We start from the raw sequence: 16,089 nt of genomic DNA, 5'->3' as shown, positions 1-16,089 counted from the left end.
ATACAGTCAGGTGAACACGATACTTTTTATCATAAGAAAAATCCACATCCGCCGGTAAGCATTCTGGACTTTGATGGCAGAGTACCGGAGATCTATGAATCCAAAATGAACTTTGCTTTTTATGGGTATATCTGAAAGAAGTAATGTGGGAAATATAGTTCTAATCATCTCCAATAGAATCAAATATAGAATCATCCTTTGTGATATGGCATGTACACGACCGGTCTTACGACTAGATTGCCAGTATCCCAACTCTATACGCATAGTCAATCAAGGCAGCGGTGTTACTTACTCCAAGTTTCTTTTCCAACCTGTTTCGTTGAGTCTCAACGGTACGCAAAGAGATTTTTGACTGTGTGGCAATCTCCTTATTCGTCAGCCCCTTTGCAATCAGCTTGATAAACTCCTTCTCTTTCATTGATATACTTCCTACCGCCCTGCTTTTTAATGAAATCAGTTCTTTGATTTTCGCATCATAATCCGAAGGGTAATATATACTGTTACGGGTTACATGATGTAACGCATCAAGGATAACATCACCATCAGAACTCTTCGATATATACCCATGAACACCTATTCTCAAGAGTTCAAAAATCAGGATTGGTTCCTTATATAGTGATATGACAATAATCTTGGGGTTCGTTGCTTTATTCATAGACAATAACTCACGCGCAACCTCCAAACCATCCAGGCGGGGCATATTTATATCCAGAAATACGACATCAATGGATTGCTTCCTGCATACTTCCAACACTTCTACACCATCTTCTGCTTCGTACAGCACACCGGAAATTCCAAGAGATTTAAGTACTGCTATTAGTCCCTTTCTAAAAAGTGGATGATCATCAGCCACAAGCAAGTTTAACCTCATAACGCATATCGTATTTAATGGACAATGTTGTGTTAACTAAAGCTATCTACTAATTATCAATTTTTTTGGACACGAATAAATAACACACGTAACTTCTCAATCAAAAATATAACACGATTATCGCCAAGTTATCAGTCATAGAAGTCGGAAAGAAAAAATGACGTGTAAATACGTCACCTGCTATAGGTAAGAAAGAAACACAAAATACTGGTATACACCTATAATCTACGCATGTATTGTAAGTTTATATTGACACGGCAAATACTATTTTCACCCGCTATATATCATTAACCTAAAAAATTGTATGACAATCGGTTCAAAGATCAGACGTCTTAGAGAACAGCGTGGCTTTAAACAAAGTACGGTCTCAAGTGAACTCAGGATGTCGCAGGCAAATTATGCAAAAATTGAGAGTGATATCATTGATGTTAAAACAAGTACCTTGATGAAAATTGCAGCCGTTCTGGATATAGAGGTGGCTAGCATTTTCACTGACACCTCGAAGGCAGACATTTCACACTCGCTTCGTGACCCTGCTAAAGAAGAACTGCTGAACCAAATTATTCGCAGCAAGGAAACAGAACTTGTTGTTTTACGCATGCAAATTGAAAATGACCAACAAAGGATTGCCCGGCGAAACGAGAAAATTCATGAACTACGCGAACAGCTCAAAAATAAAGAAGCAATTATCGCTGGTCTTGAACAAACAATCGAAGCGTTGAAGACAAAGCTATATTTATATACCGATACCAGTCCAGTCAGTATATAGTTATGCAAGTCTGCCAATTCTTTTTCAAAGATCAGGTTTCGCATTGGCCAACGGAAGAGCAGGCCGTAAAGAGTTTTGCACTTAGCAACCTGTTACTTCAAAAAGCATATCAAAACGTTACCGTCATTACCGACAAACCATCCGCAAATCTTCTCACGGAGTTAATCGGTATTCGCAGCGAAAGCATGGAAATCTTATTGGGTGACATTGACAAAAGTCGAGGTGCACTGACGGATAAGGAAGTTAAAGTCCACATCTGGAATCGGGTCGATCGGCCCTTCCTGCTTGTGGATTCTGATGTTTATTTATGGCGTAGACTTAATGACCACCTTCCTGAGAATGATTTGTTTCTGTTCTGCACCGAATCAGGTGATCGGGCATGTTTTCAGGAAATGGTTTCGGTTCGCGAGAAGTATGAAGAAGCAAACACAATGTTTGCAAATACGAAAATCAATGTAGACGCAAGGTTATATTTCATGACCGCGAATACAAAAATTTGCGGTGGTAATCATCAGATTTACAACAACTATACTAAATCAATACAAGATCTTTTAAGCGAGGAAAAGCACCCCTTTCCCGCAAAGTATATTAATGCTATTGAACGTTACTTTATTCTGGGTTATTTAAAAAAAATTGGATTGGAATACAGCACCATACTGGATTTCCCACTCAACTATAAAAGTAATATATATTCAATTTTTGAAGATATAGGGAGGAAAACCGGGGTCACCTGGGTACCCGATGAATTGAAAAGCAAGCGTGATATAGGTAACTTTTTATCACTGAAACTGCGCGAACTATTTCCTGCTCATGCAAATACAATAGACTGCTATTATCAGCATGATCACACCAGACACAATAACGCTGCGATACCGGACAAGGCTCACTCCCCTCTTCAACCTTCGTGTACGCAACACTTTCCCAGAACGAAAGCGGCACTGATCGAATTAAAGTACCTGACCGAATCACAAATTGCCAATGACGTATCCGATTTTATCACCACAACAGAGTCACTTATAGGAGCGTCTGATGAAAATGCAGAGCTCCTTACAGACGTTTTTAAATTCGAACTGACTAAATTTAACAGACCACATCTGACAAATTATTCTCCTATACAGGAACGTTCACTTAACCAGTATAAACTATATACTACCGTTGCCGACAGTAATCACGAGGAGTTCTTGGCAAAACGCTTATACTTTAATCCCGAGGCTTTACTCCACAGAAGTAAGTATAATTGGGCTGTCTACGATAAATCAATACCTGAGCTGTACGTGTTAAAAGTACTATATAACGTATGCAATGAAGCCGAGCGCTACTATACCATATTTACTCCATCAACAACTGTTCTGTCGGTAGAATTAAAGTTAAATGAATTGGATGTTATATTGATCGATGCCTTTCAGCAAGCCGAATCGGTTATCGCAGGCATTGAAAAAGTAATCGAGAGAACTTCGGTAATTCAGAAAGACTTGCAACGTACGGTTGGATATCTGATTGAGACAATCAAGCAGTTTGTATTCCATGGCATACTAATTCCCGAACAAAAATAATTATCTGCAGATGAGTACAACGCCCCGCCTATCCGCAATTGTTCCCTGCTTCAACCAGGGACGGTATATAAATTTTTCTATTAACAGCATCACGAATCAAACCATACCGGTTGATGAGATTATTATAGTGGATGACGGCTCTACGGATACACAAACCACAGCATGGATAAAAAGTTACAACCACCCTAACGTAAAAATCGTCTCCCAGAAAAATAGCGGCCCGGCTACAGCACGCAACAATGGCTATAAGTATTGTAATGGTGACTATATATTACTTCTGGATGCAGACGATATGTTCGAAAGGACTTTCGTTGAGAAAGCCTGCAATGTCTTATGCAAGCATCCGGAAGTTGGTGCTGTTTCTTCGCATGTTTTAAAATTTGGCGATCAGGACTATACCTGGCACCCTACCGGTGGAGACGTTGCCGGATTCATGTTAGGTATAAACAGTGTTGCCTGTGGATTGATAAGAAGAACTGCATGGGATAGTGCGCATGGATTCAATAGCGATATGCGAGACGGCTACGAAGATTGGGACTTCTGGCTTCGCATAACAAAGGCCGGCTGGCTGGTACATATCCTCCCCGAGATTTTATTCTACTATCGTGCAAAGAAAGAATCCCGTGTTGTTGATACCATCCGGAAGCACAAAGATCTGTACCGTCAAATTCGCTTCAATCATCCAGATATATTCAGTAAGTATTTCGAAGAAAATTAAACCCCATACGCAATGCGATATACCTATGTAACCATGCTATACTCTGACAACTTTCTTCCAGGGCTGTTGGTTCTACATCACTCCCTGAAAAAAGCTCATTCGAAATATCCCCTCCTCGTGCTGGTGACGGCAAACGTATCGAAGGACATTATCTTCATGATTACATCGCTTGGCATGCAGACCGAGCGCTTCGATTTCATTGTGAATCCGGATGCAACAAAGCCCGCACGATTCCGCGAGATGTATAGCAAATTATACATTTTCGGAATGGAGCATTATGATAAGATCGTTTATATAGATTCCGATATGTTGGTATGCGCCAACATAGACATACTGTTTTCAAAAAAACACTTGTCTGCTGCTAATTCCGGGGGCATGCTTCCCGAGCATACCGACTGGAAAGATTTAAATGCCGGATTGCTGGTGGTCGTTCCCAACAGGGCAACGCTAAATGACATGTTATCGAAGATTGATTCTGTCACCTCGTCCGATGGTGGCGACCAGGGCTTTTTACACTCATACTATCCGAATTGGAGAATGGAAGAAGAGCTTCACCTGGATCATGGCTATAATATGTTTCCAGCCATTCTGGAACGCTATCACGAGCTTTTTGGATATACCATAGCCACTCCGTTGGACGATCCTTCTACAGAACGTTTAGTTCGCGTAATTCACTTTTGCGGCCCGACAAAGCCCTGGGATAAAAGATTTGATTATAAAAATTGTCTTGGTATGAATAGAGTAACGGTTGACCTGTGGAGAAACTGCCTGCATGATTTTCTCAGTTTACTACCGATCAATGCAGTGCGTTTCTTTCATACTTATGGAGTTCAGGATTTTGTAAAGGATGAAGAGTTGATTGTATAGAGAATGTTACTCTACTTCGCTATAGTCGTTATTCAAGATAGCTACCGCTTCCTCAAATGCAATTGCAGATATACCCGATTCCTCTAACACCTCTGCCGGCAGCGATTCAATAATTCTGTTTTGAATATGCGTGATGATTTTCAGCAGATCGTAGCAATATATAGATGGGTTGTTGAAAGCATTTTCTTTACTATACCGGTGCGGCAGGAAACCGCCACCACAAATCTCCACAATTGGGCACCGCTGGCATTTTGCGCACAGCTGCTTATGACTCAGGTTATACATTTTAACCAAGTCTGTTTCCAGTGCTTCCGACAGTTCGGTTGTAAAAACGTGCGAATTGTCTTTTGTAAATCCATCACCACAAATCTTCAGTATATCCGAAGTTTCTATACTGCCGTTAGTCTCCACAATAAGCACCTCGTTGTTTCCTCCTCCGATTTGTTCTGATACAAAATCTTTTCCGAGGAGTCCGTGTATAATATGCCGGAAGAAACGGATGGATACACGGTCTTTAGGATCATTATACCAGTATTCAAAGATTTTGATAAACCAGTCTCCGTATGGCGCGCTGACAGAGCCTATATCTTCTTTGCCGGGGGATGGCTTCTCGTAATTGGCGTCTGGCAAAAGAAAGTCTATATCACGAGCTCCAATAGTCTTGAAATGATTATAGGTTTCAACCGGATCCGATGCTGCATCCACAACACATAGCACGCCCGGGCGTTCACGAAGGTCAGTAGAATTCAAGGCAACCTGGAGACCTTTTACGATGTTGTTGTACGATCCTCTTCCGGAATGGTCGATCCTGAATTTATCATTCTGTGCGGGCGTTCCATCCAGACTTACCCCTACATATACATTCAATTCTCCGAATAGTTTACACCATTCATCGTCCAGTAAAACACCGTTGGTTTGTACACTATATCTGACGCGTACATGCTCACTCAGCATGCTATTGGCTTTAGCAACAAACTTCCTGTAAAATTCATGTCCCGCCAACAGAGGTTCTCCACCGTGAAAAACGATGATAAAAGATTCAAGATTATGCTCCTGACAATGATTCCTGATGCGTAGCAGAAGTGCATCAACAACTTCGTCACGCATAAATTTAGGTTGCTTGCGATACGTTTCATCACCCATATTATACATATAGCAATACGTACAATTTAAGTTACATCGGCTTGCCACCTTTATTACTATCGCACTGCAGCGTAAAATTTCCTGATCTTTTTCCATTGCTACTATTTTAGTGTTTAGAATAAAGGGACAATGAGATATACTTATCTCATTGTCCGGGGAAGGTCTATACGCGGCTATAGAATTGTTGGTAATAGCCTTGTGAATAGGCTGCACTCAGATCAAGTCCTCCTATATAGTTTTTGGCAAGATCTTTAACAGCTTCATTTTTGAATGAATCGATTGACTGACGAATCATTTCTGACTGTTTTTTTTCGAGTTTAATCTTCTTGGATTTCATGTTGTTTGATTTAATGGTTAAACATAAGTTGATCAGTATGCGGCCTTACACTGTCCATCAAATCGACTAATTATATCATGCTTTTACAATAGCAGCGATTTATCATTTTTATAGCTATATAAAATAGCAAAAACATGCTATAACAATTGACTTCGCCAATGCTATAAATTACATTCACATGATCGATTGCATAGTATCCCATTTGTAACCAAACTCCATTGTATGTTAAGTAACCATCTTAAGATTGCCTTTCGAAAACTAGCAAGCCAAAAACTCATCACGTTTATTCATCTGTTTGGACTCGCGACTGCTATTGCATCGTGTTTTCTGATAACGCTTTTTGTAAAAGATGAAGTTGGATTTGATCGTTTTCATACTAAAAAGGAGTATATATTCAGAGCCGTGCGCGAACATACATTCAATGGTGAATCTCAGATTTCCGCTTTAACAAACGGAGCACTGGCAAGTGCACTGTCGTCCAATTTTAAAGAAATTGAAACATCAACAAGGCTACTCCTCAAAAAAGGAGTCGTTTCTCTCGAGAACCAGGCTGAGTCTTTCGCAGATCAACAATTGGCTTTTGCAGATTCTAATTTCCTTACTGTTTTCGACTTCACATTAGCGAAGGGTAACGTGCGTGACGCGCTGTCAAAACCCGGAACCATTATATTGTCCAAACAGACTGCACAACGCTACTATGGAGATGCTGATCCAATAAACAAAACCCTTGTCGTAGACAATCAACACAGCTTCCAGGTTGTGGGAGTTCTGGATGCTATACCTACCAATTCGCATATTCATTTTGACGCCCTTGCATCCATGGCGACTTTGTACTCTTCCACACCTTGGTTAAACGAATGGAGACGCAATAGCATCTATACCTATGTTGTTCTTGATGATCCGGCTTCTGTTGTTACGTTAAATGCTGAAATGCCGAATCTGGTAGAGAAATATATAGGCAAAGAAGCACGGCAAAATGTAAATTATTATTTCCAGCCGTTGCTATCAATTCATCACGACACGAATGTGGTGAGTAATGCTGAACCGGCCCGCAGTAAAAAGGTAATATATATATTTGCCTGCGTTGGTCTTTTCATTTTGATCCTCGGCTGTATCAATTACGTTAATCTCTCAACGGCATACTCCATGACACGTGCCAAGGAAATTGGTGTACGTAAAACATTGGGTGCAAAGGGTAATGCATTGATTTCACAATTTCTGCAGGAATCTGTACTGGTTGCAATTATCAGTGTAGTACTTGCACTTTTGCTTACAACATTGACCCTTCCATTCTTCAACGATCTTTTGGGAAGAAATATACCTTTGTGGTCCAGTATAGATACGACCATTACTATACTGGCGCTATCACTAATCATTATTGTAGTGGTGGGCATTATAGCCGGTTCTTATCCTGCGTTTTACCTGACACGGTTTCATCCCGCGCTAACATTAAAGGGTAAGCTTCTGCAGTCGTCAAAGGGCTTTTCCTTTCGAAAGGCATTGGTAGTATTTCAATTTTCCGTTACAATCATGTTAATCAGTTCAACCTTCATCATCCAACATCAATTGAAATTCATGTCTGGTTCAAACCTGGGATTTGACCAGCACAACCTGATACAGATACCATTGCGCGATCCACTCCTGATACGCCAACAGGAATCAATAAAACAATCGTTTTTGCGAAGTACACCGGGTATTACGGGCATCACTTCAGCCGATAATCTTTTGGACTTCACATCTCGCGTAAATGCACGTCTATTAGGAAGCAGCGATGAAAATGAAGTTTTACTCTCGCGAATTTCCTGCGATTTCAACTTCCTGAAGACCGTAAAGTTAAAGCTATTGGCAGGCAGAGATTTCTCCCTTCAAAATCCTGCTGATTCACTTGACGCTATTATCATCAATGCACAAGCCGTCAAAAAATATGGATGGAATACTCCGCAAGATGCCTTGGGACATGAGCTGGAAGGTGTACGATTTGGAGCCAACCGCAAGAGTAAAATTATCGGTGTTGTAGAAGATTTCAACTTTGCACCTATGTATAGTGAGATTGAGCCGCTGTTGATTGTTTGTGAGCCCGGCGAAATACGACACCTCATCATCAGGTTAGCTCCGGAACCTGTCAGCGAATCACTCGCATCGATCAAAAATACCTGGCAGAATATTTCAGGTATATGGCCCTTTACTTTCGATTTCGTTGATGATAAAATTGCCACGTTCTACCAAAATGACGCAAGACTCGAAAAACTCTTCAACACGTTCGTTGTTCTTTCCATTTGTATTTCATGTCTGGGACTTCTTGGTCTTGTGATATTTACTTCAGAAAGAAAAGCCAAAGAATTTGGTATCCGAAAAATTCTGGGGGCTGATATGTCCAGTATTATGGGACTTCTCGTCAGAGAATTTATGATTTTGATAATAATCGCGAATGTGATTGCCTGGCCAACGGCCTGGTGGCTTATGAGCAAATGGCTTGAAGGGTTTGCATATCGCATTTCCATTGAGTGGTATATATTTCTGCTGGCAGGTGGTATAGCGCTTCTGATTGCATTACTAACACTAAGCTTTCAGATTATTCGCTCTGCATCCACGAATCCATTAAAGGTTCTTAAATCGGAATAGATGATCCATTGCGGGCAAGTCGAACTATGGCTGACTCTTTTAATGATCGAACAAAAGTCTCTGTTTGCAAATCATTGCGTGATGGAAATGTTCGCAGGTATTCTGAAGTTTGTGCGACAAGCTTATCATCCTGTGCCTTACTATTTGCTTCCTCAAGTGACGAATAGTAAAATGGATAGTCATCACCAAGATATTCGGTGACTGCCGGAATCTTGTTTACCAGGATCGGTGTGTTGCGCGCTATACATTCGATAACAACGTTATTGGCGTTACTGTCATACAGATCATTAAAAACAATGGAGGAGCATAACAAATCATCGTACATGGAATTGGACACATGGTTTACAACCTGCACATTACGCACTTCTGAAGGTGATTTTCCTACGTACTGTAACTCCTGCTGAATATAGCGCAACGTATAAGAATTTAGCAGCAGCATTTTATCAAGCCCCGATACATCTAAGTCAAAGAACGATGTAATTCTGCGCATCCACGTGCCCGCATGCAATATTCTGCGGGTATCCAAGAACTCTTGGTAACTAAAAACTCTAAGCGGAAACTCTGTAGGATGTTTTACGCTGCCAACCGGTATATTAAAACGATTAACTTTTTCGCTTACATATTCTGCTACATACCGCGATAATGTAAAAATTCCGCGGCAGTTACCGGCACTCTCTTCAAATATTTTACTGGAGAATATTGCATCTATAGGCTTTACATCATCTGTCGCCCATGGACAGATTGCTATAGTACCGTGTATAAAACCAATCCAGGGGCTCGTATATGGAAGTGTACCTGCTTCAATGAACCTGTCTGCTGCATAACCAAAACTAGCGTCAATTGATCCATTAAAAATAGCTCCATCTTCGCTGTGAATTTCGTGCAGCGACTCCAGTGCATATTTCCATCCGCTCCGGTGTTCATTCCAAACCACCTGGTCACGGTAGTCAATTCTTACCATAAGAACTTACCTTTTGCAGCGTGAAGTATATAAACGTGTATTGTGTATTGAATTCCTTCCACTCAACCACTTTATCAACACCATCCAAATGTAGCGGCTCTAACAACTGAAACCCATACGCATTTGCCAGTTGAATTACCGAAGCGATGCTATCGCGGTTAAATATATAGCTTGATGCACCATAGGCGGAAATGTGATCTGTATTTATATAGTCCTCCCAATAATCAGTTGAAATGAATAAATAGCCTTCAGTTTTGATGATACGGTTCATCTCCCGGAAGCAGGCATGTAAATCGATTCCATGCTCAATAACACTTAAGCATGTAACGCCATCAAAGTACTCATCATCAAAATCGGTTGCCGTAATATCGCCTGGCTGGTATATAATTGTGCCCCTGGTACTTTTGATTTTGAAAGCCAGGTTTATACACGTTAAATTTTTATAATTATATGCAGCCAGCTGTGGGAGTATACTTGAGTAGTATTCTCCTCCGGCGTCTAATATTTTCGCGCGCGTATCGGTATACCGAAGAACCGTAGATAAAGCTGCGAGAGAATCCCAGTTCTTTGGAAGATCTTCATGAAACGGAATCCCCAGGCATTTACTTTCATCCAACGCGGTTATAAAATCAGTGTCCTTTTTTAGTATACCACTGGCGGGATATACAGAAGGATGCATAAGATTTTCCCTGCTGATGTAGTGTGTTGCGCGCGACCAATCATAAACCTTCAGATTGCCAAAATGTGAAAACCCCATCGTGGAGTATACACCGGCATTACCAGCGGGTGCCTGCAAAACCACAGCACGGACACCATCCGAAAGCATGCTATGTACCAAAGTCTCTAAAATATACCGAAACAATTCCATCCTGTTTTCTTCCGGATGTATACCAACAGTCAACACCCAGCTCACATCGTGCGAAACAAGGCAGTTTACAAAAGCCACATCTCCTTTGCTGTTTCGAAATACAACCATATCAAGGCGAGCATTACTACTATATGCTTTTAGTGATGATTCAATTTTAGAATATAGTTGCCTGCCTCCAACATTTGCTATCGTTTCCTTATATAGCTCTATAGTTGCAATATTCTTCCCATGATTAACCGCGATATCCGGAAGCTTTCCAGATGTTCCTGTTCCAGGATCTGTAACACAGAGTATATCTTCACTATCCCGTATTACAAAATTTTGCTTTTCGAATCGATTGCTGTCACGATCCTGCTCAACCGAAAAAATCTTTATATAGTGTACATCTTCATCGGCCAGCAGGGAAGCTACATCGCGATTGAGAATTTCATCATTATTTAAAGGACTAATAAAAACTGTTCGGGTATCAGGCCGGGCAGAAAACCAGGTGAACGTCTCCTCCTGCCCGGCTAGCAGCCGGTCCGAGGTTATCTTTGCCTGACAGATTGCTTTCTCCAGCATACAATCATGGATCAGCGATTTTAAATTCTTGACTTCAGAAGTATATACTGCCATACTATTGTTTTACGAGTTGCCCTAAGTTCAACACCAGAGAAGTTTTAACCGACAACACAGTATGAATAAATTATTCTTCACAATTATATTTTTATTCGCGATCGTTTTTGACGAGTTAGGAGGAACCATCAATTTGCCTGTAAAAAAACTATGGAAACAATATATGCCCCTACCCTGTCTAATATTAAGCTTGGTAAAGACACATTAAGAATGCATTCACAGTCGCATGAAGATAAACACCAGACTATATTGCGGGACTTCAAAGGAGTACTTTTAAAAAAATGGAATATGCTGATCGAGCTACTGGAAAAGACCGACACCAATGCTCTGACCAAGCTGCAGGGCAAAATCAGTCAGCTCTCAGAAGATCAGTTTACATTGATCATTATGGCTCCCGAAGTAAGCTTCAGACTTTTAAACTTCAACGAGCATAGTGTTGTACTGCTAACAAATTTCATCATCTATAGCATGGATGCTGAACTGGCAAAGACGAAGGAAGAATTTGACACGAACTCCTATGAAGAACTCTGGACACCAAATGGAGATTTCTTCATTCGCTACAACAAGGAAGACAAAGAGTTTGTAACGTATGAACCTTATAAGTTGAATTGGATAACACCCATCGATTTCTTTAGTCCCTATTGTGTAAAACTGACGAACGATGATGTCAATGAAACGAGAACTTCAAAACTACTGCCATATGATTTTGATGAAGCTGAGTCAATCTGTAATTTACTGGAGGAAACCGTTGAGCCACTTATCGGCATCAATAACGACTATATTAAACTGATCAATCATTTTTCAAGAGTAATTATCTTTAATAAAGTTATTCCTGTTACCGGTCCACCTCCCTTTATCTCAGGCTCCGATGCTCTTCACGTTGGCAGAACTGTAATTTCGAATCCTACTGATGGAGACCTTGAGAAAATGATCGAGGCGTTAGTTCATGAGTCCATTCACTCAAAACTCTATATGATTGATGAAACCAAACGGTGGATGCCGAGCTATGATTTGTCTAACAAAATAGGAAGAGTTATACCATCAAGCTGGACAGGAAATATACTAACACTAAACAGTCTTTTACAAGCTTGTTTTGTCTGGTATGGTTTGTATCACTTCTGGTCCTATGCTTATCAAAATAATCTGTACAACGAAGAACATGCTGTTGGCCGGATGAATTTTATTCAGGCAGGGTTCAGGAAGTTTGATGCCAACGAACTCATAACAAAATACAACTTAAAACTTGAGCATGAACTGGCGTTGTGTTTTTCAGAGATCAGGGAAGAAATGTTAGCGAACTAGGAAATGTAAAAAACGCATGAGCAGAACTTCAAGGAAAGAAATTCTACCACCTGGTTTTAAACGAGATGTGGCCATTCAGTTTATAGCACACGAGAACTCTTTCTTCGCTTTTGCAACTCAGTTCTTAAGGGAGAATCATATAAATAGTATGTTGTTATCGGGCGATGACAGTGAACAGATTCTATCTCAAATCGCACGTACAAACGCTGATGTTACTTTCATTTCAATGCGCGGAAATGCGAATAGCCTTGAATTCTCCAGGAAGGTGAAGCGTGTCATGCCACAAACACATTGTGTTGTGTACGTTGATCCGGAGGATTTCAAGTTAGAATATTTAGTAAACTTTAATATAAGTGCATACTTATCCTCAGTCGATCTTTCACTTACAGAAATCGTTCTGTGTGTAGAGACACTTACGGATGGTTATCGATATATAGGGTCGCAAATCCGCGAATCGTTAGCGAAGGTAAATGAGTTTGAGTTCGACCTGACATACCAGGGTTTCAACCTGACAAAGCAGGAAATTGTTATACTGAACTTGCTTGCCAAAGGGCTTCGCTCCAAGGATATATCAGACCGGCTGTTCATTAGTCAGAACACATTGAACAATCACAAAACAAACATAAAGAGCAAGCTCAATCTGATGAGCAATCGGGAAATAGTTTTTTTTGCCATGAGAAACGGTCGGCAACCGAAAAATATTCAAATCGAAAATCCTGACGTTTAATAAAATCCAAGTATGATTTTCAACACTGGGAAGTTTCCTTTTTTTAAACAGTATGAGCAGTCTGATTGTGGCATAGCGTGCCTGCGGATGATTGCGAAATACTATGGAAAGGAATATAGGCAGGAGGATTTAACACGACACGTGATCGTTAATCGTATTGGTATATCTATTTATGACCTCTCTACCGTTGCCGACAAGATTGGATTTCGCTCCCTCGGAATTGAAACCTCGTGGAAGAATTTAATGACGGAAGTCCAATTACCGGCAATAGTACATTGGGACGGTGATCACTTTGTGGTGGTCTATAAAATCACCGGCAGCAAAATATATATAGCAGATCCCAGAATTGGCTTATGCCAATATACTCATGCCGAGTTTTGTATGCACTGGTTGCATCATAAAAAAGAAAACACAAGTCGCGGTGTCGTATTATTGTTAGAACCGTCTCCAGACTTTTTCAGCAGTAAGCACACTGCAACCAACCAGAATAAAGCCAGCCTCGGCTTCATTATCAAGAACTCGCTAAAGTTTCGTTTTCATTTTCTCCTGTTAATTGTTGGACTGTTGCTTGGCAGCTTACTGCAACTGTTTATACCCTTCATCACGCAGTCCATTGTGGATCTTGGTATAATTCCTCAAGACATTGATTTCTTACGCATAATCATCCTGGCACAATTGTTTGTCTTTGTAAGTATTACCATTGTTGATTTCCTGCGCACGTGGATTCTCATTCACATCAGTAGTCGAATGAATGTTTACATTATATCCGACTTTCTGATGAAGCTTATGAGTCTGCCCATTCATTTCTTTGATACAAAAACAAAGGGAGACATTATGCAGCGCATCCAGGACCATGAGCGTGTGCGCTCCTTTCTAACTGATACGTTGCTAAAAAGTTTGTTTTCGCTATTCAGCATTGTTGTCTTATGCACCGTTCTGGCGGCCTATAACTTCTGGATCTTTACAGCTTTTTTATTACTCACCGTGCTGGAAATGACATGGATCTTCATCTTCCTCAAACACGTACGGAAGGTTGATAATGAAAGCTTTGTATATATGGCTGAAGAGCAAGGCAAGCTTCACGAGTTAATAAGTGGAATCAATGAGATCAAACTTCATAATGTAGAGCAAAAGAAACGGTGGGAATGGGAGTATATACAATCAAAACTTTTTAAGGTAAACCTGAAGCGTTTAAGACTCAACCAGCGTCAAGAGGGAATTGCGCGTACTACCAATTATTTACTGGTTGTAGTTATTAATTTCATAACCGCTTCGTTGGTATTGGAAGGGAAACTATCACTTGGATCGATGCTGGCTGTCACCTCCATCCTGGGATTGTTAAATGTACCTGTAACGCAGCTTATCAATTTTGTGCTGCGCGGCCACATAGCCAAGATGAGCCTGGAACGAATGGGACAAATTCATGCGCTTGACAGCGAAAACAAAACTTATGGATCCGAAAAACAGTTGCCTGCAGACAGAAGTATATATTTTACAAATGTCGGTTTCTCTTTCGGTGACGACTCATCAAGCTTTGCTTTAGATAACATAAACCTTACTATACCTGCCGGAAAAATAACAGCTATTGTTGGTTTAAGCGGCAGCGGAAAGACTACGTTGATTAAGTTACTACTCAAATTCTATGATCCGCAGCACGGATCTATCCGTGTAGGTCACACAGATCTGAGGGAAATTCAAAGTCCGTTTTGGAGAGCTCACTGTGGTGCTGTATTACAGGACGGATTTATCTTTTCAGACAGTATAGCGTCTAATATAGCTTTGGCTCCCAGCATTAGTTACGAAAGACTTAAAACAGCGACCGAGATTGCCAACATTCATGATTTTATAGCGTCACTTCCGCAAGGCGTTCACACGAAAATAGGACCAGACGGTATCGGCCTGAGTCAGGGACAGAGGCAACGAATCCTGATTGCAAGAGCGGTATATAAGAATCCGGAATACCTGGTATTTGATGAAGCTACAAACGCACTCGATGCCCAGAATGAACGCATCATCATGCGCAACCTGGAGAAATTCTACCAGGGAAGAACAGTAATAATTATAGCGCACCGGCTAAGCACCATCAAGCGCGCAGATCAAATTGTATTGATTGAAAATGGTAAGATCAGTGAATCAGGCACGCATATAACACTCATTGATAGTAGGAGTAAATATTATTCACTGGTCGAAAGTCAAATGGAAGTAGTCTCTTGAACTTGCCTCTATGAACAATACAAACACTGAAGAAGAGCTCATGGGTAAAATTCCTGTTTGGGTTGGCACTGTGAGTACCTGGGTATTTATCGCACTGTTCTCGCTTTGTATATTTTGGTTTTTCATCTACAAATTCAATACGCGGCAAAAAGGAATATTTACCCGTATTGATTCGTCTCATGTATTATTTGAGTGTAAGGCAAATGGTGACTTTACGTTTAATAAAAAAGAAAATATAGTACTTACCATTGACCGCCATACTTTTATATCAAGTATAGATAGTATGTATAGTCGGGGAAAAATGCACTATATTATTTTTCAGATGAAGCAGCAATCCTATTTTAGCGGACAACAGTATACAGGAACTATCCATCAGAAAAATGCAACGTTCTTCGAAAAGCTTACTGCATTGGGTGATAACAAACACTAACCTTCAAGAACGAAAAAACGAAGTAGTCTCTCTCACATGCTATTTCCAACCTGCACTAACGAATTTTAGGCTGAATCCTTAATCGGTCCATT

General features: G+C 40.6%; 14 protein-coding genes. 9 read left to right on the top strand and 5 right to left on the bottom strand.

All coding sequences use genetic code 11. The features are described 5' to 3' along the window. Positions 1 to 232: 232 nt before the first annotated feature. Entirely contained in the window at positions 233 to 871 is a 639-nt protein-coding gene (locus ACFQ21_RS20330; protein WP_377581858.1) for a response regulator, read from the bottom strand. Positions 872 to 1,175: 304 nt separating this feature from the next. Between ACFQ21_RS20330 and ACFQ21_RS20325 the strand changes: the two genes are divergently transcribed. The 4 genes from ACFQ21_RS20325 to ACFQ21_RS20310 are packed head-to-tail and all read left to right on the top strand — an operon-like array spanning position 1,176 to position 4,778. Then, positions 1,176 to 1,640 (top strand): helix-turn-helix domain-containing protein, encoded by a 465-nt coding sequence (locus ACFQ21_RS20325; protein WP_377581855.1) that lies wholly within the window; start codon positions 1,176 to 1,178, stop codon positions 1,638 to 1,640. Between the two features lie 2 nt (positions 1,641 to 1,642). Then, positions 1,643 to 3,193: a DUF6734 family protein gene (locus tag ACFQ21_RS20320; protein ID WP_377581852.1), complete on the top strand. Its 1,551-nt coding sequence runs from the start codon at positions 1,643 to 1,645 to the stop codon at positions 3,191 to 3,193. A 10-nt stretch (positions 3,194 to 3,203) separates the two neighbouring features. Beyond that, the gene (locus ACFQ21_RS20315; protein WP_377581849.1) at positions 3,204 to 3,911 is read left to right on the top strand and encodes a glycosyltransferase family 2 protein; all 708 of its coding nucleotides are present in this window, start codon (positions 3,204 to 3,206) and stop codon (positions 3,909 to 3,911) included. Positions 3,912 to 3,923: 12 nt separating this feature from the next. Next, positions 3,924 to 4,778 carry a glycosyltransferase family 8 protein gene (locus tag ACFQ21_RS20310; RefSeq protein ID WP_377581847.1) on the top strand — a complete coding sequence of 285 codons (855 nt, stop codon included), beginning with the start codon at positions 3,924 to 3,926 and terminating at the stop codon, positions 4,776 to 4,778. Positions 4,779 to 4,784: 6 nt separating this feature from the next. Here the strand turns inward: ACFQ21_RS20310 and ACFQ21_RS20305 are convergent, their stop codons facing one another. Further along, complete coding sequence (locus ACFQ21_RS20305) at positions 4,785 to 6,017, bottom strand: radical SAM protein (RefSeq protein WP_377581844.1); 1,233 nt, start codon at positions 6,015 to 6,017, stop codon at positions 4,785 to 4,787. Positions 6,018 to 6,084: 67 nt separating this feature from the next. After that, entirely contained in the window at positions 6,085 to 6,258 is a 174-nt protein-coding gene (locus ACFQ21_RS20300; RefSeq protein WP_377581841.1) for a hypothetical protein, read from the bottom strand. A gap of 222 nt (positions 6,259 to 6,480) precedes the next feature. On the opposite strand from ACFQ21_RS20300, the gene ACFQ21_RS20295 reads away from it, so the two are divergent. Beyond that, positions 6,481 to 8,880, top strand: a complete 2,400-nt coding sequence (locus ACFQ21_RS20295) for an FtsX-like permease family protein (RefSeq protein WP_377581839.1) — start codon at positions 6,481 to 6,483, stop codon at positions 8,878 to 8,880. Here ACFQ21_RS20295 and ACFQ21_RS20290 read toward each other — a convergent pair. Together ACFQ21_RS20290 and ACFQ21_RS20285 are read right to left on the bottom strand one after the other, a co-directional pair. After that, positions 8,867 to 9,841, bottom strand: coding sequence for a hypothetical protein (locus tag ACFQ21_RS20290; RefSeq protein WP_377581836.1), 975 nt, complete (start codon positions 9,839 to 9,841; stop codon positions 8,867 to 8,869). The genes ACFQ21_RS20295 and ACFQ21_RS20290 overlap by 14 nt on opposite strands. Then, entirely contained in the window at positions 9,828 to 11,324 is a 1,497-nt protein-coding gene (locus ACFQ21_RS20285) for a class I SAM-dependent methyltransferase (protein ID WP_377581834.1), read from the bottom strand. Before ACFQ21_RS20285 ends, ACFQ21_RS20290 begins: the two co-directional genes overlap by 14 nt. 150 nt (positions 11,325 to 11,474) lie before the next feature. Between ACFQ21_RS20285 and ACFQ21_RS20280 the strand changes: the two genes are divergently transcribed. Genes ACFQ21_RS20280 through ACFQ21_RS20265 form a run of 4 tightly spaced genes read left to right on the top strand, consistent with a single transcriptional unit; the run spans position 11,475 to position 15,997 of the window. After that, the gene (locus tag ACFQ21_RS20280) at positions 11,475 to 12,626 is read left to right on the top strand and encodes a hypothetical protein (protein ID WP_377581830.1); all 1,152 of its coding nucleotides are present in this window, start codon (positions 11,475 to 11,477) and stop codon (positions 12,624 to 12,626) included. A 16-nt stretch (positions 12,627 to 12,642) separates the two neighbouring features. Beyond that, positions 12,643 to 13,353 carry a response regulator transcription factor gene (locus ACFQ21_RS20275; RefSeq protein ID WP_377581827.1) on the top strand — a complete coding sequence of 237 codons (711 nt, stop codon included), beginning with the start codon at positions 12,643 to 12,645 and terminating at the stop codon, positions 13,351 to 13,353. Between the two features lie 12 nt (positions 13,354 to 13,365). Next, a complete protein-coding gene (locus tag ACFQ21_RS20270; protein WP_377581825.1) occupies positions 13,366 to 15,567 on the top strand; it encodes a peptidase domain-containing ABC transporter in 2,202 nt (733 codons plus the stop codon). A gap of 10 nt (positions 15,568 to 15,577) precedes the next feature. Then, positions 15,578 to 15,997, top strand: a complete 420-nt coding sequence (locus ACFQ21_RS20265; protein WP_377581823.1) for a hypothetical protein — start codon at positions 15,578 to 15,580, stop codon at positions 15,995 to 15,997. The last annotated feature ends 92 nt before the right edge of the window (positions 15,998 to 16,089 follow it).

This window comes from Ohtaekwangia kribbensis (assembly GCF_042676245.1).
Lineage (GTDB): Bacteria > Bacteroidota > Bacteroidia > Cytophagales > Cyclobacteriaceae > Ohtaekwangia > Ohtaekwangia kribbensis.
This window is presented reverse-complemented; position numbering and strand designations above follow the sequence as displayed.

Excerpts from the sequence above, each read along its gene's own strand:
- ACFQ21_RS20275 (WP_377581827.1), top strand. The coding sequence starts at position 12,643 with ATGAGCAGAACTTCAAGGAAAGAAATTCTACCACCTGGTTTTAAACGA.
- ACFQ21_RS20295 (WP_377581839.1), top strand. The coding sequence starts at position 6,481 with ATGTTAAGTAACCATCTTAAGATTGCCTTTCGAAAACTAGCAAGCCAA.
- ACFQ21_RS20310 (WP_377581847.1), top strand. The coding sequence starts at position 3,924 with ATGCGATATACCTATGTAACCATGCTATACTCTGACAACTTTCTTCCA.
- ACFQ21_RS20305 (WP_377581844.1), bottom strand. The coding sequence starts at position 6,017 with ATGGAAAAAGATCAGGAAATTTTACGCTGCAGTGCGATAGTAATAAAG.
- ACFQ21_RS20280 (WP_377581830.1), top strand. The coding sequence starts at position 11,475 with ATGGAAACAATATATGCCCCTACCCTGTCTAATATTAAGCTTGGTAAA.
- ACFQ21_RS20285 (WP_377581834.1), bottom strand. The coding sequence starts at position 11,324 with ATGGCAGTATATACTTCTGAAGTCAAGAATTTAAAATCGCTGATCCAT.
- ACFQ21_RS20325 (WP_377581855.1), top strand. The coding sequence starts at position 1,176 with ATGACAATCGGTTCAAAGATCAGACGTCTTAGAGAACAGCGTGGCTTT.
- ACFQ21_RS20270 (WP_377581825.1), top strand. The coding sequence starts at position 13,366 with ATGATTTTCAACACTGGGAAGTTTCCTTTTTTTAAACAGTATGAGCAG.
- ACFQ21_RS20315 (WP_377581849.1), top strand. The coding sequence starts at position 3,204 with ATGAGTACAACGCCCCGCCTATCCGCAATTGTTCCCTGCTTCAACCAG.
- ACFQ21_RS20320 (WP_377581852.1), top strand. The coding sequence starts at position 1,643 with ATGCAAGTCTGCCAATTCTTTTTCAAAGATCAGGTTTCGCATTGGCCA.
- ACFQ21_RS20300 (WP_377581841.1), bottom strand. The coding sequence starts at position 6,258 with ATGAAATCCAAGAAGATTAAACTCGAAAAAAAACAGTCAGAAATGATT.
- ACFQ21_RS20265 (WP_377581823.1), top strand. The coding sequence starts at position 15,578 with ATGAACAATACAAACACTGAAGAAGAGCTCATGGGTAAAATTCCTGTT.
- ACFQ21_RS20330 (WP_377581858.1), bottom strand. The coding sequence starts at position 871 with ATGAGGTTAAACTTGCTTGTGGCTGATGATCATCCACTTTTTAGAAAG.
- ACFQ21_RS20290 (WP_377581836.1), bottom strand. The coding sequence starts at position 9,841 with ATGGTAAGAATTGACTACCGTGACCAGGTGGTTTGGAATGAACACCGG.